Origin of the sequence: Natronolimnobius sp. AArcel1 (genome assembly GCF_011043775.1) — an archaeon.
Lineage (GTDB): Archaea > Halobacteriota > Halobacteria > Halobacteriales > Natrialbaceae > Natronolimnobius.
The window spans coordinates 98,831-118,477 of sequence record NZ_JAAKXY010000003.1; the positions used below are offsets into that span (position 1 = coordinate 98,831).

The following is a 19,647-nucleotide window of genomic DNA, read 5'->3' on the forward strand; positions in this document are numbered from 1 at the left end:
TTTGGGTGCGTCACAGTACCAACTGCAACGAGTTACACAGATTGCGTCGTTCACTCACGGGGTATTCTTACTGCACTCGAGGATCGCGTCTTGACGTTGTTCGTTCTAAGCCATGCTCTTTTTGACGGTGGGTAGCAGATATATCGCCAATGCGCGTTCTCGTCACCGGGGGTGCCGGCTTTATCGGCGGCCACCTCGCGGAACACTTTGCGGCGACCGGACACGATGTCGTCGTGCTCGATAACTTCGAGCCGTACTACGATCTCGGCATCAAAGAGCACAACGTCGAGGCTGGACGGGAGGCTGCCGCCAGTAGCGACGGCAGTTACGAACTCGTCGAGGGGACGATCACCGACTCAGAGCTCGTTTCCGAGGTCGTCTCTCGAGTGGATATCGTCTACCACCAGGCCGCCCAGGCCGGCGTTCGCACGAGTGTCGAACAGCCACAGAAGGTCAATCAGTTCAACGTCGACGGCACGATGACGCTGCTGGAAGCCGCGCGTACGCATGATCTGGACCGTGTGGTGTTGGCGTCGTCGTCCTCCGTGTACGGGAAGCCGGAGTATCTTCCGTATGATGAGGCCCATCCCACCACGCCGGTCTCTCCCTACGGGGTATCGAAGTTAGCCGCCGAGCAGTACGCCCGTGTGTACAACGAGGTCTATGGGTTGCCGACTGTTGGGTTGCGGTACTTTACCGTCTACGGCCCGCGAATGCGCCCCAACATGGCCATGACGAATTTCGTCTCGCGGTGTCTGCACGGCGAGTCACCCGTGATCTACGGCGATGGCACCCAGACTCGAGACTTCACCTACGTCGATGATATTCAACGCGTCAACGCGCAGCTGTTGACCGATGACAGTGCCGACGGTGAGATTCTGAACGTTGGGTCGACCGACAACATCGATATCAAGACGCTCGCTGAAGTGGTTCGGGATACAATTGATCCGGGGTTGGACCTCGAGTTCGGTGATCGATACGACGGTGACGCCGAACACACCCACGCGGATGTCTCGAAAGCGAACGACCTGTTGGGCTATGAGTCAACCGTGGATATTCGAACGGGCGTCTCGAAGTTTATCGACTGGTATCGGGCGAATGAGGAGTGGTACGATCCACTTGTTCGGAACTCGTGAGTTCTGGCGTTGTGAGTTGGACCGAACGACATATCCGTCTTCCACAAGTCACATGCGGTAATGCGGAGTCGACGACACGTGCAGTCCCAGCGTTCAGCCAGGCGTAGCCGTTCGAATTTCCATCTCCAAGTCGTGACCGACACTAGTAGTCTTCTCGAGGAACGATGACTGAGGATTCCTTTTCCGTACTTATCAGCGTCTACCAAAATGACGATCCGGAGCACTTCCGGCTCGCACTCGAGAGTGTGTTCGATCAAACGGTCGAGCCAGCAGAGGTTGTTCTCGTTGCCGACGGCCCGCTTACTGACTCGTTGGACACTGTGATTGACGAGTTCAAAGAGTCGAATCGAGAGCAACTAACCGTCGTTCGGCTGCAAGAAAATCACGGCCTCGGAACCGCGCTTCGTGTCGGTGTCGAACACTGCTCGCACGAGCTTGTTGCGCGGATGGACTCGGATGATATCTCCGTGTCTGATCGGTTTGAGACCCAACTCGAGTATCTCGCTGCGAATCCCGGTATCGATGTCGTTGGGGCTCACGTCGGTGAGTTTCACGGTAATCCAGATGATATCCACAGTGTTCGGTCCGTCCCCGCTACTGCGTCGGATGTCGAATCTATGGCTACGTTTCGCTCTCCCGCGAACCATCCGAGCGTGATGTTTCGACGCTCATCTGTTCTCGAGGCCGGGAACTATCGCTCACTGCGATCAATGCAGGACTACGAACTGTGGGTGCGAATGCTCTCGCAGGGGTATACGATCGAGAATATTCCGGCTGTCCTCGTCAAGTGCCGCGCCGGGTCTGATCTGTACGGCCGACGTGGTGGACTCGAGTATGCGCGTCTCGAGGTATGGCTACAACGAGAGTTTCTTCGAATGGGTGCGATTTCGCCTGTCGAGTTTATACGTAACCTGGCTACTCGAGTTCCAATCCGTCTGGTTCCAAATCGAGTTCGAACGGCGATTTATCAGGCATTGCTTCGCGAGGAGTCCGAACCGAGCGCAGATACGTCGAGAATATAACTTCGACGAACGCCTTCGTGGGCCGAATCAATCGAGATTGCAGTCCCATCAGGACTCCATCTCGGGTGGAGGTCACACCGGTGTTGGCCCTCGTACTCGAATGGGGCGAGAAATTGCCCGATTTCGACGACCGTCTCTTGCTCGAGATTGTAGAGGAGGAGATGTCGCCGCCGACCACGGTCTGGATAGGTGTCCGTGACGATCCACTGCCCATTCGGCGAGAGCGAGGGATGTCCGTCACTGTATCCATCCAGTGCGTCAACGTACTCTGTGTCTCCTGTTTCTACGTCGACGATGTGGTAGCCGTCGCCGAACGCTTCCGTTCGTCCCCAGACGAATAGTCTGGTTTCGTCTATCCAGCAGTAGTGAGAGACGAGGCCGTCGTCCATGATGAGTTGGTACTCGCCTTCCTGATCGGCCACGTAGAGTCTGGAAACCCGTCCTTCGGGTCCGTTCCAGCGGTGTAAGAAGACGAATCGGTCACCACTTGGATTGTACAAGACGTGATTCAGGTAGTGATTCTGTTGTGCAACGTCGTTGTCAATGAGTTCGGCTAACTGAATGCATAGCTCGCTCGAGCCAGTGTCCGTCTCGACGCGCCAGAGTCCGTCTTCGGATGGGTCGTGAATTTTCGAGGGCGTGTCGAGGCCGTAGCCGTAATCAGGACGGTTGTAATCGAGTCGGTGATAGTTCAACGAGATGAACGCGTCTCCGGTGGGAGACATTGCCTGTAGTGGATACTCGAAGTGTTTGACTTCGGACCCAGATGTATCGACGACAGCCGTGACTAGGGTCGCTTCACGACAGTCATTGTAGAGAATGTGATCGTCATTCGTTGGGTGCCACTGTGTTCGAGCTCCCTGCTGGTAGTTCCACGCCGTTGTGGTTGCGATTGTGTCTGTCGTCTGCTCCTGATAGCACTGAATTGCTGCCTGCGAGTCATCCAGTGGTCGGTGATACACCATCGCGTCCATCGATTGGTTCCACGGCGAGGTATCGAAATAGCCGAACAACTCTGCTCCCTCGAGTGATTGTGTGTCCATGCATTCGGCAGGCGTTTCGATCTCGACAGCCGGATGGAGTGTGTGCGTGAATTTTCGGTCGCCGAAGAGCAGATAATTCGTTCGCTGATAGGCTGCCTTCGTCGTCCGCTTGAGTGCCGGAAACCGATTGAGAAGTTCGGCAACTCTGCGCTCGAGTGGATTATAGCTCATTCAAGTCCGTGGGCTATGCATTCTGTCGCCCCAATTAGCTGTTTTCCAATCGGCTCGCACAGTCGCCTTTCACCACCTATTAGCCATAACACCATGGAATGTCCGTATGGCCATCGACCTCCTCTACATCGTCTCGACGCTTCGCCAAAGCGGTCCGACGAATCAGTTGTACTACTTGCTGGACAATCTGGACGACGAGTTCAACGCGAAGATCCTGACGCTCTCACCCGAACCAGCCGATTCGGAGTTAAATCGCTTTCTCGAGCTCGGTGTCGAGTACGAAACGCTCGGACTGTCTCGAGTGAAGGGAGGGATTGTCGGTCCGTATCAGCTTCGGAAGGCTGTGCGTGCGTATGAACCAGACGTGATCCACACGCAAGGTATTCGAGCAGATACGCTCGCAGCGGTGTTTCTCTCCGGCTATCCTCACGTCACAACCATTCGAAACTACGCGTACGATGACTATCCAGCGAAGTACGGCGGGAAGAAAGGGACTGTAATGGCGTTCGTCCACCTGAACGCGTTGAAACGCATTCCGTATCCAGTAGCCTGCTCAGAGACGATTGCGAAAAAGGTCGCTCCACACGGGATTGACGCCGTGCCAATCCAGAACGGGGTGGACACGACTGCGTATACTCCCGCCAGTGACTCGGAACAGCAGGCTCGTCGTGAGGAATTGGGGTTGCCAGAGTCAGGTCCAATCGTTATTTCGGTTGGCTCGCTCATCGAGCGGAAAGACCCACAAACCGTCATTCGTGGATTTTTTGAAAGCGAACTAAGTGATGATGGATATCTGGTGATGCTTGGTGATGGTCCACTTCGAGACGAGTGTGAACGTCTCGTTCAGGATGACTCTCGAGTTTTCTTTGAAGGATGGGTTGATGATGTCGATGACTATCTACAGGCCAGTGACTACTTTGTGTCGGCGTCTAAGTCAGAGGGTCTACCGAATTCGGTCATGGAAGCGCTCGCATCTGGGCTTCTAGTTACCCTGTCAGATATTCAACCACACAATGAAATAATGCAGTACGGTAATGTCGGTGCTGAGTTCGAGTTAGGGAGTGTTTCAGGACTTGCATCGGCGCTCAAATCGATTAAAACTATTGATAGCGAGGAACCACGTGCTGTGGCAACTAATTTTTTAAGCGCAACCCATATGTCTAGAGAATACCAATCCAAGTACTATAAATAATGGACTAATTACTTGATAAGGTGTAACAGGCCTCAAGAGCCATCTTTCTTGAATATAAATAAGTTTTCAGGTATTTCGGTGACTTTTTCAACAGATACTTTTGAACGGATGTTTTGAACATCGTCTTCCTCATAGGTATATCCATAATTGTTAAATTTACATTTCCAATATCTTCTGTCCTTCTCATTGACATGGTGTTTTCCACCTTGACCTGGTGGTGCTGCAGTGAATGCCACGATATCTCCTGACTTTGATATCGATTGCAGTAATTTATTCACATGAGGTTCTGAAAGATGTTCGGCGACCTCAAAACAAATAACTAAATCATACTTTCCATTTGGGGCATATATGTCTCGTAAATCATGAATTTCTATATTTTCTTTTGGTACAACTGCATATTCTAATGCAGCATCATTCCCCTCAACACCTTGAATAATTTTATCCCGGTTATGAAAATACTCAAGGTAATGGCCAATCGCACATCCTAAATCAATTACACTGTTAGGTTCATATCTATCATTCAGTGCCTTTGCAACTTGGTGGGCATCCGATCGACGAGGGTTTTTCCGTCTTTTTTCGTAATATTCGTTACTATAAATGTTTTCAGGCCCCGTGAATCTGTATTTGTCTGTTATTGAATAAACCAAATTGGTTATTTTCTGCGCCGCATATCTTAATTCATTCTTGGAAAATCGGATAGATTTGTATATCAACTCAACCAAACCCTCATTTCGATACGTGTCAATAGCTTTCCGTAGAAGTTTCATGAGTAATTGTCGTGGCTTAATCCCATAAGAACTCTTCTGTTCTTCGGATCTACGAAACCCTATAAACAATATGCACAGAGTCAAATAAAAGTCTAACCGATAGATATAGATGCCTGAGAGGACATATATTTTCAGTGACTTACCGACTCAATCACCATCCAAATTTAATAAGGTGTAATAGACGTAATTATGTGTACTAAAATAGGAATTGTCCATAACTTAAAACCAGAATCGCCTTCGGTCAAAAATTTATCTCAAACACTCGGTGAGCTTAGGGACACATACGATATTGATGTGTTTCCGTTGAGAGGTGATTCAACAAGTATTCTTAGAAATAATAAATATGCGAAAAGTGTAAATTCAATTTTAAAATCTATATTGTACTACAAACGGATAAGGAAATATGATATTATAATAGTACATAAATGTCTTACTCCTGTCGACCTTCCACTTCTTGAATATCTATTCATGTCCTGTGAAAGGACTGTATTTAGCACATATGATGCAGAATACATAGAAAAGCCTTATTGTACAAACGTTCTCTCAGAGCATTCAAATAAAGTTCTTGCTACAAGTTCAAGGATATTAGATGTATATGAAGGAAAAACCTCTGATGAAAAAGTACATTTAGTTCCTCCAAGTATAGATACAGAATTTTTCTCCCCGATAGATAATGGGGAAGGTGGTGCAAAGAATGAATACGTCCTTGGATGGGTTGGGAATGCAAACTCTCATTCGATAGATTTAGAATATATGGTATCAATATTTAATAGGATTGAGTTCAATCAGAATGTGACGCTTCGATTATTAGGTGGTGGAGACATACCAGACAAGATCTCATCCAAACTCGAAGACCTCAATCTTAATATTGAGATAATCGATTTTGTTCCTTGGGAGGAGGTACCAGTTATAATAAACTCCTTCGACGTTGGATTGGTTCCGTTAAAGGACACAGAATATAATCGAGGAAGGTCTTGCGAGAAGGTGAGAGAATATATGGCATGTGGAGTACCAGTTATAGGTTCTCATGTAGGAGAAAACCCCCAATTGATCCCCAGAGAGACTGGAATACTTTGTGAGGACATTAGTGATTGGGAAAACGCGATAGGATATATGCGAGATGATGAGGTAAGAAGTCAATATGGAACAAAAGCAAGAGAACATATTGTTGATAATTATTCAACTGAGATTGTTTCCGAGTTACTAGATGAAAAAATATTAAAGAGGACGTAGTTACAACAGTATTAGTGGTGGCCCTACAGATGAATGAGGAAGATACACCTATATTTGACCAATGTCATATTGAATTACTGGGTCCTCCTGGAGCTGGGAAGTCGTCAATATATAATAGAGTCAGTTCAAGAAACAAGATGTACGGCCCCAATATATTAAGGTATAGTAAATTGATCCCGAATAACATTAACATTCTCGAGTATCCTCTCCAAAAAATATTGAAAAGGTATTGGGATACCTCATTGAAACATAAGTATTTCACAAAGCATCTGAAAAATAGGCCCTTGACAGCTAGTTTACTCCATTATGTTGGAGAATCAGTTAAAACTGACCGAGATACCATTCTAGATTATCTAATAAAATTAATAGCTTCATTTGAATATGGCAGGTCTACAAAGTATAAAGATGAAATAGTTTGCATTGATGAAGGGTTTAGTCAGCGCTGTCTTGGAGTACTCTGCAGGCAACCTTCAAATGAATTCGAAATAAGCAATTTTATTGACCTAATCCCCTCTCCAGGTATAGTGATACATGTGGATGCACCTGCTGAACTATGCTTGTACCGACAAGTTCAACGTGGGAATGTTCGTAGTGATTTTGGAAACCCAATCAAAGAAATTAATAAAATGCGTGATCAGTGTTCTGAAATTGAATCAGAACTGGTTGATCAAGGTGTGAAGACAATTAATGTGGAAAACATAGGTGAGATCGAGACAACAGTCATGAATATTGAGGATCAATTGCATGACATGTCTTTACATCCATGAATGATGGATGATTAGACACTTTTAAACAAACCATTCATTCCACGTTTTATGGTCTTTTTCACACCTCTGTCTTTGATGGAATATCGGAAACGTTCAATAATACTTGGCTCCTTTAGTTGTACCCTGTCGCCGACCCTATAGTAAATACGAAGGTCATCCTGACGGTTCAATTCTGAGACGGCTTGTTTAACTTGGACACGTTTCTCTGCTCCATAACTACTAAGATCAATTAGTCTTCCATGAAATACCTTTACTGGACCATTCACGCAACCTGGACGACGGAAGACACAATTATACTCATTTCTCATCGTTGCAATTCGTACGTCACTTTGATATAGTGCTATTCGCAAAGCTGCTTGATTATGTATTTGACCTTGTTTAGTGACCTCCTGATATGCTTGTCTCCATCTTTCTAAAAAATCATTTACTCTGTTATTTTGTTGAAAAGCAATCATTCCTCCGTTATATTCTGGAAAGCTTTCTGGAACACTCCCCATTTTCGAGATGTCTATGCGGTCACTAGCAAATTTCCTTTGGTCTATACAAGCAGCCACATCAAAATTGTTGAGTAAATCGAAGACATCATATATTGGTTCGGTTAGGTATATGTCTGTATCGAGGAAGATTGTTTTATCGTAAGGCGTTTTATTTGCATGAAATACTCTATCTCCTCCATCATATCTTGGGTTATCTATCTGGATATGATTATCAAATTCATCATATGCTGAATCTGAATTACTTATTAACGTAATTGAAGTTTCTGGCATAACTGCTTTTGTCTGAGAAGCAGATACTTTTGCTTCTTTAATGAATTCTTCACCTACAGCTAGATACACCATTCCCTGATTAGCGCTTTCAACCATCTTTCTATAGAAGATCAGTCGCCTAATATATAGTATTCTTGGTCACAGCCTGGAATTTCAATATTTTATTTATATACTAATTGCCGATGGAGATATGATTCAAACTCTTCCGGCCCTTGTTTATAGGAAACCACAAAACGGAAGTCAACTAATGAAGTATAGTGTGTGAGATAGATGCAAAAGGAAAATAAAAATCATAATTTCATAAATGGGACAATATTGCTTTTTTCCTATATGTTTATAATATCTGATATATTGTTTAGTAATATCACCCTCTTCTTCGAAATCGACATCAATAATTTGTTTGCTCTATTGTTAGTTTTATTCTGGGTAATCGGGATGTATGTTGAGAGAAGCTATATTTATATGTCTAAGATCCATATAGTATTTCTGATATTATTAACATATTATATATCGACAATACTTTGGTCTGTTTCTATAGAGTCTAGCATATTTCAGATAATCGTATTCTCATACCTATTTCTAGTTTTCCTTGTTATTTATGACGTGTATGACAATGAAGGGAAAATACTATACGGTGTTTTTTCCGTAACTATATCCTCACTTGTAATGGTTTGGACCGTTCTTATTGGATACTTTTTGCACACATTTATAGGATTTGACCAGTCATGGTGGATGGTTAACGACCCTAGCACACCAATAAGTTGGCATTTCCCATCTGTGACTCCAGAAACAACGGGAGTTACGATTTCAATTGGCATGATTTGTGCTTGGTATTTATATAATAACCCACCGTCAAGTGTAGTAAAATATACCTCAATATCTCATTTGGCTTTATCTCCATTTGCACTAGTTTTGGTTGCCTCAAGACAAGGATTTGCTGCTTTCTCAATTGTCTGCTTATACATAGTCCTTACAGTTATAGTGGAGAGGAAAGCTGGTTTGAAGGATACTGCTAAAAAAATAGGTTATGTCTCTCTGCCCGTTTTAGTTTCATTTATATTCGTTGCACCAGCTGTCGCTGTTGAACGTGTTATAAGATTTGATCCAGGTTCATTTGGGGGAAGAATGGGTGTCTGGGAGCGCATCGTTAGTGCTATAATTGAACGTCCATTGACTGGACATGGGATTGGAACTCAAAGCTTCTTTTTGACAGATGTTTCTGAAGAGACGACGCATAACACATATATGGCACTTGTTGTTGAAACTGGCATACTTGGGCTCTTACTCTATATGATCATAATAGTTCAATCGATTCGAATGTGCGTATATAATTTAACCGAGCGAAACCTGATGTGGATTATGATTATATTAGTATGGGGGATCACGGGACTATTCCATGAACGGTCCGCTATGGGGCTTCTTTGGTTTTCAATCGCAATGGTGTTAGCAGAGGCCAAAAATGAAGGTCCTTTGTAAATATATAGTACCCGTTCGATTTTACTCTTTCACACGGATAATGTTGTTTAGAATAGAAAATCATTTTGACGAAGTTTCTGTCAAGGAACTACAAGCATCCACGTTAATGAAAGGAAAGAAGTCACACAATCAGCGAATTACACCGGTACCGCACTTGACCAACTCTCTGTTCCATGAGTGAGTAATTTCCTAACACTCACTAAATTTATAATTTTTACACAATGTATTTTAGATCAGGGTGTGATCTTTCAAGACTAAATTTCTTTGGGTGAATTCTCTCTTTATAAATTTTATTTCGTATTGATTGCCAGCTACTATGTCGTACTATAATTCTGATTGAGATTTCATTGAGATTTAGTAATTTCGCTAAGCGAATACGGTGGTTACCATACCCTGCAAACAATAATTCACCACGTCTAGATATGTGGACAAAAACATCGTCTAATGCAGCAATTGTCTTCTCTTCCCCAATCTTATTTTCCCTCACATACCCATTATTTTTCATAGACATATACACTTCATCCAAATTTTTGTATCGTTTTTCGAGACCATGGAGTGTAGTGCAACCCCAGGCGCTTTTTCCATTATGTATCCGCTTTTTTTGAGAGGTATAAAAACCAATATCTTCCCAAGGAACTCCTTGTTTGTACCGAACCTTCAATGCCTCATAGAGTGGATCATTTTTAGTCAGGTGTTTCTTGTTTTGATCCCAATTTCCTCCTATGACACGACCACAGTCGCTTCGATTAAAAGGTTCAGGTGACACTCGATAGTTGATACAAGAGGGGGATATCTGAATTACTCGGAAGGGTTCTGTCGGAATGTCACCTGGTGCGAATTTCTCATTCTTTTTCCAACACGATATAGTCCAGTAATACTTTGATCTCTCCCATGCGCTTTTTATCCCCCCTCCCACAATTGGAATGTCTGTTAAAACCCTAAGTTTGTTCAACAAGTCATCTTTACTCATTTGAGTGAATCACTATAATTACCTTTCGAAAGTTCGGTTGCCAGTTCCTTAACCGCTAAACGAACTGCCATATCACTCTCATATTTTGGCTCCCATCCTGTACTAGTCAATTTTTCGGTAGATAGTCGCATTTTTGGAACATCACCTTTCCAGCCTCGATCTCCCCCTGTGTATTGATAGTCAGGGGACTCATCTAAGGTATTACACACAATATTCGCAATTTGGTCCACAGAAGTTGTTGTTTTAGTTCCTAAATTGAAAGTACTGACTGGAACACTTGTTTGACTGTTTATAACATGGCACATGGCCTCTACACAGTCGGTAATATGCATATATGATTTTTCTTGTCGACCATCTCCAAGGATTGTCAAACTTTTTGGATCACTCCGAACTTTTTCAATAAAGTCTGGGATTACAGCTCCGCGAAGCCGTGGCCCTACGATATTTGCAAATCTGAAAATGTATGAATTTATCCCATGACTATGAGCATATGAGGATACTAAACCCTCTTCTCCGAGTTTGCTGGCCCCATATACACTTATTGGTTCAAGTGGTGCATAATTTTCGGGTGTTGGACGTGGTGCCTCACCATAGATCGTCGACGATGATGCAAATACAAATTCATTCACATTTTCGATTTGGCATTCCTTTAGCAACAAGCGTGTCATCGTTGTATTTTCTACGAATTGACCATCTGGATCGTCGTCATTTGGATCTTTTCGAGCAGCAAGGTGAATAACAATGTCTATCTCGGGACCCACAACCTGTTCAATAATCTCACAATTTGTCAGATCGCCCATGGTTAATTTCGCATCACTTGGAACCCAGTTAGCATTTGAATTTGAAAAGTCATCGACAATATGTACGTCGTTGCCTAATTTTAGAAGATGTTCTACTAGATGAGAGCCAATGAATCCACCTCCACCAGTCACCAGTACGCTTTTATTTCGGAGTTTCACACAACAAAATCGTTCTTCAACAAAAAAGATGTTCCGATTAAGGGTACTAGTATAAATGGACCTCAGGAGATGATAACATCCGAAATATCATTCGGATTGAACGGCATATAACTCTGCGTACTTTCCTGACTCCTCTACAAGTTCCTGATGCGATCCAACTTCTATTATCTCTCCATCTCCCATAGTGTATATCCGATCGGCGTTCTCTACCGTTGATAATCGGTGAGCAATCCCAAGGATTGCATAGTCACGATCCATATCCTCGATTGCTGACTGAACTTCTTGTTCTAGATTGGAATCTAGATCACTGGTTGCCTCATCTAGTACTAGAAGATCAGAATCCTTAAGCAAGGCTCGCGCCAGCGCAACTCGCTGTTTCTGCCCGCCAGATAGTTTCATTCCGTCGTCCCCTAATACAGTGTCGTAGCCATTCGGCAACTCGTCAAAAAACTCGTCAACTTTTGCAATCTCACAGACGTGATCTAGTTCTGTAAGTGCTACATTTCGATTCCCGATGGTCAGGTTGTATCGAAGCGTATCGTTGAAAATGAATGGGCTTTGTCGAACGACCGCAATACGTTCACGCCATTCATCGATATCTATCTCGTCGGTTGGGATTCCGTTTGCCCTGATTTTGCCCTTGTCAAGGTCGTAGAACCGAGTAAGCAACGACACGATCGTTGATTTTCCAGCACCAGATTGACCGACAAATGCGACGAACTCACCTTTTTCGACTTCGAAGTTGATTCCGCGTAAAATTTGCTCCTCATCATCATATGAGAAATGCACATCATCGAATTCGACATGGTCGACCGTTGCTGGAACATCTCGTGTTGCATCGTTGGGTTCCTCACGTTCCTTGAGCTCCCGAATAAACTGCTGCGTCCGTACCAGGTGCGGTAGATCGTTTTCAATCTTGTAGAACCGCTGGTTGAGGCTGCTCACTTTCGGGCCAAGCTGGAACATCGCGAAGAGGAACACTCCGAGCGCGCCGATTGAGAGGTTCGCAAACGTGAGTGCGAGGTAAATCAACACGAACACCGAAACTGCGACACCGAGGTTGTAGAAGTTGTCAATTGCCGCTTCGTTTCGTCGAAGGGTGATCCGTGCGTCGGTGTACTTCTCGACGGCGTTGGTGAAGTCCTTGTACAACTCATCGGCCAGTCCGAAGATCCGAACGTCACGAATCCCTTGTGTTCCAGCTTGAGCCGCTTCTTGTCGCTGTTCGTTTGCATCCGCAACGAGATCGCCGACCTCGTATCCGGGCTCAATCACGACGCGAAGCATGATTGTGAGCCCACCAAGAACGACAACCGCGAACACCGTAAGTAGTGGTGCCATGACGAGTGCGATTAGCAGATAAACAAGTGAGAGGAAAAGGTCCTCTAACAGTTTCACTACACGTTGAATTACCCGTCCCGCATAGTACGTTTGGGTGACGATCGCGTTCAGCATGTCGTCCGAACCTTCCTCGTCGAAATATTCGACGCGGGCGTTCAACGCATTGTCAAACGCACGCAGTTGCAGATCACGAATGTAGTATGTCCGCAGAGCTTCCCGAAACCACGCGACGACGAAGCTCGTAGTATACCGCAGCGTCATCACTGCCGCTACCCCGACAACCACGAATCCGAGAGTAAATGGTATCCCCAAGAACTGGTAGGCAGAGACGAATACTTCCATCAATCCGTCGGCTTCTGCAACTGGATCATCTGCCTGTACGATCTCGATGATTGGTAAGATAAAACTCAGGCCGATTCCCTCGAGAACAGCCGCAACTAATCCGAGTGCAACGATTATAATCGAGAACTTCGGATCGAATCGAGCGACGTCCAAGAGGGCATCAATCTTGTCTCGTCTGGATATGGAATCGGCATCTGAAGATGACATCGGGGAGTTAACTATTCCGTGGTCCACTAGCGACAGCCATAATCCCGTCGGTTCGACCGCTGTCTAGTAGCTAAATTAGTACCACAACTTATGAATTTAGTCCTGTTCGCTGAAGAACGTCGTTGCCACCATCCGTAGAATCCCGACCAAACCATCTGGTGGGACTGAAAGGGGCGACGGGCTCGAGGTGCGAGACGACGAAAGCACCGTCGTCCGAAACGGCAAAGCCGTTTCGTGATCACGAGCGAGCTTTGCTCTCTCGAACGACAGCAAAGCGAGGAGCACAGCGAGTCGCAGCCCTCGAGCCCGTCGGGGCTTTCGGAATCTTCTATTCGTCGGGGTTCTCGAGGTCGCGCCCATCGACTTCTCCCTCGAGAAACGCATCACCCATCTCACTAACCTCGTAAAGACCAGTCTCAACAGATTCGAGAAGACCTGCGTCAGTGAGTGCAACACATCGTTTGCTCACGTACTGGCGGTCATAGTCAATATTGACGGCAAGAACTTTTGGAGAGACTTTGATCGGATGCGTGTCGAAAAAGAGCAGAATCTCATAGTCGACGGGAGCCATCCAAGAGACCCGCTCTACCATTGTTCTCGATAACCCGTTACCAGAACAGAAAAATGAGTGCCATTCGAGCAATGAAAAACTATGAGCTTCGAATTTTGGAAACGACGTACGTAGTTAAGATTTATGTCAATGGAGTACGCTGTTCGTGATACGGAAGCTACACGTAACTCTCGAGCACACAGAGTTGCAGAAATGCGGACCGGTGCTGCAGACACCGGACCCGCGCTAGCTCCCGTAACCTCCCTACGGAAGCCATGTCAGACGACGATTCACGGGATACTAAAACTCCCGACCGACAGGACGCACCGTCGATCAGCGAGCACATTGTCTACTTCGACAGCCTCACGCGCACACTCCTCGAGTACCTCCATGACCCACGAGACACGGCATTAGAACACACGCCACCACAGGCGCGAGCCGAGATCCGCCGGCACGTCCTCGAGATCAGGGCTCAGGCGTGCCAGATTGCGATTGCGGCGGTGGGGCCGGAGGCGGCGATTCCGTACCGGCCGGATGCCGATGGGCCGGGGACGGGCCTGCGCCCGGCTATCGAGTACCAGCCGCCGGCGGATGCACCGAGTGAGGGAGGCGAGACTCGAGACGCGGAGCCGGACGGAGAGCCCCAGGTGGAGACGCCGGAGGGCGAGGTGCGAGACGAAAATCCGGACGGCGAGATGCAAGCCGAGGACCCGGACGGTGAGCCTCGAGAGCCGGACACCGACTCCACGGACCCGAACAACTCAACGGACGCTGTCGCGGACGTAACGCCGACGCTCGCCCTCGAGTGTGAGTGTACGGTCAGGATCGATTTCGACGCCGAGTTGAATCTCGAGGTCGAGATCGACTGCGACGAGGACTGTCCGTACGAGCACGCACTCGAGGGGACAGAACCGGCGGACCGATGCGACGAGAGTGAGACTCCCGAGCGCACACGCGAGACGCCCGACACGGACGCCGACGACGGGGGTGTCGAGGATGCGTAACGAGCCCGCTGGCTCCACTCCCGCGACCGACTCCACCGCCGACGCCGACCTCGAGACGGCCCTCCACCAGGCCCTGACTCGAATCGACGAACTCGAGCGCAAAACTGCACACCTCGAGACCACAACCGACCGCCTCGAATCGGAACTCGAGCGCAGAACCGCACAGCTCGAGTCCGAACTCGAGACCAAGAGCGAACGCATCGCCGAGCTCGAGGACGCCCTCCACCACACCCGAACCCGTCTCGAGGACTGCGAGTTACGGACGGACCAGCAGACCCACCTCGCCGAGGCCGCCTGCAAGAAAGCCGAGACGAACAAGCAGCGCCTCGCGGAACTCCAGTCGCGCGAACTCGAGAAGGGAGCCCACCTGCGAACAACGCACGTCGACGAACACCAACTCGAAATCACTGGGGATCGCCTCGAGCGCATCACCAAAGCCGACGACCGAACGTATTACCGACTGCCCGAGCAGGCGGATCCGCTCGAGCGCACCGCCACCACGCTCGCCTACGGCGACCTCCTGCCGATCCAGCAACTGGCGCGGATGGACGACGACATGCGACGCTCGGCCGCGAATGCACTCCCAACGCGGTTAGCCGCGCAACTTTGGCAGGCACGGACGGACGCGAGTGTTGGCGACAACCCATGGAAGAGCGGCTGCAAAACCGTCGCCGAGTACGTCACCGCCAGCGATCTCAAACACTGGATCCGCAGACAGGAAGCCGGCGTCAGCGACACGTACGCGAAGAAACTCGTCTCGAGGGTGATCGACGCCATATTGGACCTCTCCAAGAACCGACTCGCGGTCCGCAAGCGCACCGAACGAAAGAACGGCCTCGAGTACACCGAGCGCCGGCTCGTGCTGCCCACCGACGCAGCGGCGCCCGGAGACGACAGGTGTCCATCGGACCATTCCGGGGGGAAGCCTTATTATGAATTCTCCATAATACATAACACAATGTCCAAGTCTACGACGCCACCAGAGCAGCCACCAATCAGACAACTGCAAACAGTCCTCGAGCTCTTAGAGACCCCATCGCTCGCCCGAATATACAGCTACGTATGTCTCACAGAAGACGTGCCTGTCGAAGAACTGATATCTACCCTCGAGGTCCCACAGGGAACCGTCTACGACTACGTCAACAGGCTCGAGGACGCTGGTCTCTTGCAGAAGACACGCACAGAGAGACCATACCGGTTTGACGCCGAGCCACTATCTGTAACGGTCACCATCGACGGCGACCAACAGACGATTTCGGCCGAGCTCGTAGATGCAGTCGGCCGTAGTGATGAGAATCAGGATATCTCTGTGTATCTCGATCGCCACGGAATTGATGGACTCGCAACTGCACTGGAGTACGCACGCGAGTACGTGGGCGGAACGGTCAATCACCGAATCATGGCTCGAGAACTCGATCTCTCATCGCTCGAGGCCGAGATTATTCTGCAGGCACTCGAACCAGTCGTTCGTGCCCACCGTGCTGACGAATGAGTACGGTATATCTCGCAGACTCGGGCGTCTTCATCCGGTGTGGCGGACCTGATCGAGACAAATACCAGCGACTGCGCCGTGCGGTCCGAACTGCTGGCATAACGTTGTACGTCCCACGGCGTGTGTATGAGGAACTCGGAGGCGAACCATCCGACGAAGCATATCCCACCAGCAGTATGCCCTGGCAAGAAGGAATCGAGGAAGGGTGGATCGTCGTGGCGGATCCGCTCGAGTATACGAACCCGATCGTATCGGGGATCATGGATGCCACAAGACGATTCATCGCGAACGAGACGGGCAGATCACAGGATATTGTCGAAAAAGCGGATACAGCCCTCGTTGGGCTTGCAGCACAATTCCTTGAGAGTGAGGCCGACCAGATTGTACTCTTAACAACAGACAAGCCGGCAGGACGCGCAGCAGAAACATTACTTCCCGAGTACGGGTTCGAAGAACGTCTCGAGTATCGGTATGTGAGCGAAGCATATCTTCAGAACATAACTGCGAACGAATTTCTCGAGTGAAAGGTAACCGTGATACGGACTACTTGCGTGATCGAGAACGGTCGAAGTCTCGAGCGAGTACGGCTGATCCAAAGACCGTTGTAGCTGTCCCGACAATCATACCCTATGCGGACGATTGATGTTCCGCCGGACGTCTACGATTCCGTCACTGTTCCAGAAAACGAGCGAGAAGATGTGCTCCGGCGAGAGCTAGCCGTGTCATTGTATCGAGAGCGGATGCTCTCGTTCGGAAAGGCGCGTGAACGTGCTGACCTATCACGCCAAGAGTTCCACAAACTGCTTGGTGAGCGAAACGTTGAGCGCCACTACACGACCGAGGAACTCGCGGAAGATCTCGAGTATGGGAAACAGTGACGGCGACGACAGTGACAGTGACCTCGTCGTCGCCGATACGTCACCGGTACTCAACCTCGCATTGATCAACCGGCTCGACCTCATCCGCGAACAGTTTTCGACGGTCGTCAGACTGACGGACACGGGCAAGCGAATATTCTGAAGACAACAGTTGTCACTGAAGACCCAACTCATCGTTCGGCCAGTTATTGATCGAGGATGTACGCAGAGAGTTGCTCTGTCGCCGTTGTGATGATCGGTTCCATGAGTGTCCCTTGTTTGCTGTCGATCTCATCGGAGCTAATTGAGTTCACTGACCACGGCGTGAGTGAACTTGATCTTGGTGCCCCTCCGTCGAGCCAATCGGACTCCTCGATTGGGATTCGTTCCTCGTGCCAGGTCCTCGTTGTGAGTGCGAGTGTAATATATTGTTCTCCGTGGAACGGGGTCTCTTCGGTGCTGATGATCAAAAACGGGCGTCCACCGGAATTTTCCTTGAACGTATCGGTGGCAATGACGACATCACCTCGATTGTAATCCATTTATTCGCCCTCAACTGCGTGCTCCTTCCACTCCTCGAGGTCCTCTTCACCATACTGGTCGTTCAGTCGTTGAACGGTCTTGTGGAAGTCATACGCATCACGGACGCGGTCCATATCCCCAATTGCCCAGTATTCTCCCTTGTGCCGAACCAGATTTGCATCCTCGAGACGACTCAAGACGGTGCTGACTGATCCCCGCTTTATGCCTGCCCCATCAGCTATTTCGGATGGTGTAAACGCCTTATCATCGTTCCGGGCCAGAAACGTGATGATCCGCTCTGCATTTGTCTCTCCCTCGAGTTCAGTTTCAGAACTCTCGTCGAAGGTTTCGATATCGATTGGCATAGTTGTCACTACAGTCCCCCAAGTCATAAGCGTATTTCTGTAACTGATGTCACTATGTATCCGGCGTAAAAACGATTGATCTCGGGAGGCAACGACGGTCGCGGTCACTGCCTCGAGTACGATCACGAACCGACTCGAGGCCAGCTAGACGACTGGTGTCTACGAAGATTGAACCGGATGCCGATCTCGTACTGATTGACGAGCATGACGCACGCCGAACGGTCCGGCGACGTGGGCTCTCGATGACTGGCGCAATCGGAGTTCTGTCACGTAGGAGTGGCGACGACACGGACACATTGTGAACAGAACTCGGCTGTCTTCGCAAAGCGGGATTTTGGATTCCCGATGACTTGTACGAGACAGTCCTCGAGCAGGCGCGTGATGAACTCTGATGTGGTCTCTTGTACTGAGCAACTGATCTACCCACAGAACGGTGCCGGGTGTCGCTGGAACTGACGGACAACAGTTCCGATGTGAGGTTTCTGGGGGCACTCATCCTCCTCTCGAGCGGAACGGAAGAACGGCCTCGAGCACACTGAACAGCGATTAGTGCGTCCCGCGGATACAGCAATTCCAGGTGAAACGAAAGATGGCCGTAACAGCCGGTGAAAGCTGGTGTTCTCACTGGGGAGAACGGGTTACAGTACGCCTCGAGAGCGGAGTCGATATCGCTCTGGGAAGTCTCTCTCACAAGACGAACGCGGGTGTATGAAGGGTGGATACCGTGGGTGTCTCCCTCGAGTGGTCGTCGTGGTCAGACTGACGGACAGGTGTTGAAGGATGTCCTGACGACAACAGTTGTCACTGGAGCGTCTCACTCCGTTCGTTCCGAACCGCGCATCCGTGTGCGATCAGGTTGCAGTGACGTTCCGTGGGTACTATATCTACTGAACGCCAATATCAGCGCTTACAGGGTTCATAGTAATTACGCTCCTAACGATTTTCACAGCAGAAAGTATACGTTCGGTTACTGATGTCCATCGATCGAAACACCTTCGAAAACACGAGTGAGGAAGAACTCGCGGATCTTTCGGGGCCGGATCAAGTCCTCGGGTTTCTCGCTGTCCACAACGACCAGGCGTTTAAGGCCCACGAGATTGTGTCCCGGATCGGGATCAACGAGGGGACGGTTAGCACTGCCCTCTCGCGGTTGAAGGATCGTGGCCTGGTTGAACATAAAGCAACGTACTGGGCGATAACCAAAGATAGTGAGCGACTTGAGGGGTACAGTGGCTACAAACGGGCGACCACCCTGTTCAACGACCAACTCGGAGAGGAGAACAAAGAGTCCTGGCGCGAACACGCCCCTGAAGAGCCACATCCGAGTGTGGAGAACGAACAGTGACCGACGAGGAAGCCGTCCCTATCTTCTGACAGCGAGAGAATCCCGGCGTTTACGCCGGGCGTGAATCGCGTCACTCAACTACGCAAACCACCGCTCGATAGCAGACTGGATATTCAACG

21 protein-coding genes and 1 pseudogene are annotated in these 19,647 nt (G+C 48.6%); 13 read left to right on the forward strand and 9 right to left on the reverse strand.

Features of this window, described 5'->3' with window-relative positions; all coding sequences use genetic code 11:
- Window positions 1-149: 149 nt before the first annotated feature.
- Complete coding sequence (locus tag G6M89_RS08695) at window positions 150-1,136, forward strand: NAD-dependent epimerase/dehydratase family protein (protein ID WP_165161414.1); 987 nt, start codon at window positions 150-152, stop codon at window positions 1,134-1,136.
- Between the two features lie 164 nt (window positions 1,137-1,300).
- Window positions 1,301-2,158 (forward strand): glycosyltransferase, encoded by an 858-nt coding sequence (locus G6M89_RS08700; protein WP_165161415.1) that lies wholly within the window; start codon window positions 1,301-1,303, stop codon window positions 2,156-2,158.
- Here the strand turns inward: G6M89_RS08700 and G6M89_RS08705 are convergent.
- Window positions 2,104-3,372 carry a hypothetical protein gene (locus G6M89_RS08705; RefSeq protein ID WP_165161416.1) on the reverse strand — a complete coding sequence of 423 codons (1,269 nt, stop codon included), beginning with the start codon at window positions 3,370-3,372 and terminating at the stop codon, window positions 2,104-2,106. The two genes, G6M89_RS08700 and G6M89_RS08705, sit on opposite strands and share 55 nt — an antisense overlap.
- 106 nt (window positions 3,373-3,478) lie before the next feature.
- Here G6M89_RS08705 and G6M89_RS08710 point away from each other — a divergent pair, with 106 nt between their 5' ends.
- A complete protein-coding gene (locus G6M89_RS08710) occupies window positions 3,479-4,564 on the forward strand; it encodes a glycosyltransferase (protein ID WP_165161417.1) in 1,086 nt (361 codons plus the stop codon).
- A 32-nt stretch (window positions 4,565-4,596) separates the two neighbouring features.
- On the opposite strand, the gene G6M89_RS08715 is transcribed toward G6M89_RS08710, so the two are convergent.
- Window positions 4,597-5,331 (reverse strand): bifunctional 2-polyprenyl-6-hydroxyphenol methylase/3-demethylubiquinol 3-O-methyltransferase UbiG, encoded by a 735-nt coding sequence (locus G6M89_RS08715; protein WP_165161418.1) that lies wholly within the window; start codon window positions 5,329-5,331, stop codon window positions 4,597-4,599.
- Between the two features lie 189 nt (window positions 5,332-5,520).
- On the opposite strand from G6M89_RS08715, the gene G6M89_RS08720 reads away from it, so the two are divergent.
- Together G6M89_RS08720 and G6M89_RS08725 are read left to right on the forward strand one after the other, a co-directional pair.
- Window positions 5,521-6,564, forward strand: coding sequence for a glycosyltransferase (locus tag G6M89_RS08720; RefSeq protein WP_165161419.1), 1,044 nt, complete (start codon window positions 5,521-5,523; stop codon window positions 6,562-6,564).
- A gap of 29 nt (window positions 6,565-6,593) precedes the next feature.
- The gene (locus G6M89_RS08725) at window positions 6,594-7,331 is read left to right on the forward strand and encodes a hypothetical protein (RefSeq protein ID WP_165161420.1); all 738 of its coding nucleotides are present in this window, start codon (window positions 6,594-6,596) and stop codon (window positions 7,329-7,331) included.
- A gap of 11 nt (window positions 7,332-7,342) precedes the next feature.
- Here G6M89_RS08725 and G6M89_RS08730 read toward each other — a convergent pair whose 3' ends face one another.
- Complete coding sequence (locus G6M89_RS08730) at window positions 7,343-8,194, reverse strand: hypothetical protein (RefSeq protein WP_165161421.1); 852 nt, start codon at window positions 8,192-8,194, stop codon at window positions 7,343-7,345.
- Between the two features lie 174 nt (window positions 8,195-8,368).
- On the opposite strand from G6M89_RS08730, the gene G6M89_RS08735 reads away from it, so the two are divergent.
- Window positions 8,369-9,574, forward strand: coding sequence for an O-antigen ligase (locus G6M89_RS08735; RefSeq protein WP_165161422.1), 1,206 nt, complete (start codon window positions 8,369-8,371; stop codon window positions 9,572-9,574).
- A gap of 214 nt (window positions 9,575-9,788) precedes the next feature.
- On the opposite strand, the gene G6M89_RS08740 is transcribed toward G6M89_RS08735, so the two are convergent.
- The 4 genes from G6M89_RS08740 to G6M89_RS08755 form a co-directional block, all read right to left on the reverse strand.
- Window positions 9,789-10,544: a hypothetical protein gene (locus tag G6M89_RS08740; RefSeq protein WP_165161423.1), complete on the reverse strand. Its 756-nt coding sequence runs from the start codon at window positions 10,542-10,544 to the stop codon at window positions 9,789-9,791.
- Window positions 10,541-11,503, reverse strand: coding sequence for an NAD-dependent epimerase/dehydratase family protein (locus G6M89_RS08745; RefSeq protein WP_165161424.1), 963 nt, complete (start codon window positions 11,501-11,503; stop codon window positions 10,541-10,543). The genes G6M89_RS08740 and G6M89_RS08745 overlap by 4 nt, the downstream gene beginning before the upstream one ends.
- A gap of 87 nt (window positions 11,504-11,590) precedes the next feature.
- A complete protein-coding gene (locus G6M89_RS08750) occupies window positions 11,591-13,393 on the reverse strand; it encodes an ABC transporter ATP-binding protein (protein WP_165161425.1) in 1,803 nt (600 codons plus the stop codon).
- Between the two features lie 328 nt (window positions 13,394-13,721).
- A complete protein-coding gene (locus tag G6M89_RS08755; protein WP_206335507.1) occupies window positions 13,722-13,985 on the reverse strand; it encodes a helix-turn-helix domain-containing protein in 264 nt (87 codons plus the stop codon).
- Between the two features lie 233 nt (window positions 13,986-14,218).
- Here G6M89_RS08755 and G6M89_RS08760 point away from each other — a divergent pair, with 233 nt between their 5' ends.
- The 6 genes and pseudogenes from G6M89_RS08760 to G6M89_RS08785 all read left to right on the forward strand — a co-directional run bounded on the left by G6M89_RS08760 (window position 14,219) and on the right by G6M89_RS08785 (window position 17,459).
- Window positions 14,219-14,947, forward strand: a complete 729-nt coding sequence (locus tag G6M89_RS08760) for a hypothetical protein (RefSeq protein ID WP_165161426.1) — start codon at window positions 14,219-14,221, stop codon at window positions 14,945-14,947.
- A pseudogene (locus tag G6M89_RS08765) lies at window positions 14,940-15,839 on the forward strand (hypothetical protein); the annotation flags it as partial. The gene G6M89_RS08760 and the pseudogene G6M89_RS08765, both read left to right, overlap by 8 nt.
- 66 nt (window positions 15,840-15,905) lie before the next feature.
- Window positions 15,906-16,439, forward strand: a complete 534-nt coding sequence (locus G6M89_RS08770; RefSeq protein WP_165162075.1) for a helix-turn-helix domain-containing protein — start codon at window positions 15,906-15,908, stop codon at window positions 16,437-16,439.
- Entirely contained in the window at window positions 16,436-16,963 is a 528-nt protein-coding gene (locus G6M89_RS08775) for a hypothetical protein (RefSeq protein WP_165161427.1), read from the forward strand. Before G6M89_RS08770 ends, G6M89_RS08775 begins: the two co-directional genes overlap by 4 nt.
- Before the next feature lie 105 nt (window positions 16,964-17,068).
- The gene (locus tag G6M89_RS08780) at window positions 17,069-17,317 is read left to right on the forward strand and encodes a UPF0175 family protein (RefSeq protein WP_165161428.1); all 249 of its coding nucleotides are present in this window, start codon (window positions 17,069-17,071) and stop codon (window positions 17,315-17,317) included.
- Entirely contained in the window at window positions 17,304-17,459 is a 156-nt protein-coding gene (locus G6M89_RS08785) for a hypothetical protein (RefSeq protein WP_165161429.1), read from the forward strand. The genes G6M89_RS08780 and G6M89_RS08785 overlap by 14 nt, the downstream gene beginning before the upstream one ends.
- A gap of 43 nt (window positions 17,460-17,502) precedes the next feature.
- On the opposite strand, the gene G6M89_RS08790 is transcribed toward G6M89_RS08785, so the two are convergent.
- Entirely contained in the window at window positions 17,503-17,838 is a 336-nt protein-coding gene (locus tag G6M89_RS08790; RefSeq protein WP_165161430.1) for a type II toxin-antitoxin system PemK/MazF family toxin, read from the reverse strand.
- Complete coding sequence (locus tag G6M89_RS08795; protein WP_165161431.1) at window positions 17,839-18,183, reverse strand: winged helix-turn-helix domain-containing protein; 345 nt, start codon at window positions 18,181-18,183, stop codon at window positions 17,839-17,841. It abuts the gene before it with no gap.
- Between the two features lie 973 nt (window positions 18,184-19,156).
- On the opposite strand from G6M89_RS08795, the gene G6M89_RS08800 reads away from it, so the two are divergent.
- Window positions 19,157-19,528 carry a helix-turn-helix domain-containing protein gene (locus G6M89_RS08800; protein WP_165161432.1) on the forward strand — a complete coding sequence of 124 codons (372 nt, stop codon included), beginning with the start codon at window positions 19,157-19,159 and terminating at the stop codon, window positions 19,526-19,528.
- Window positions 19,529-19,647 lie beyond the last annotated feature (119 nt).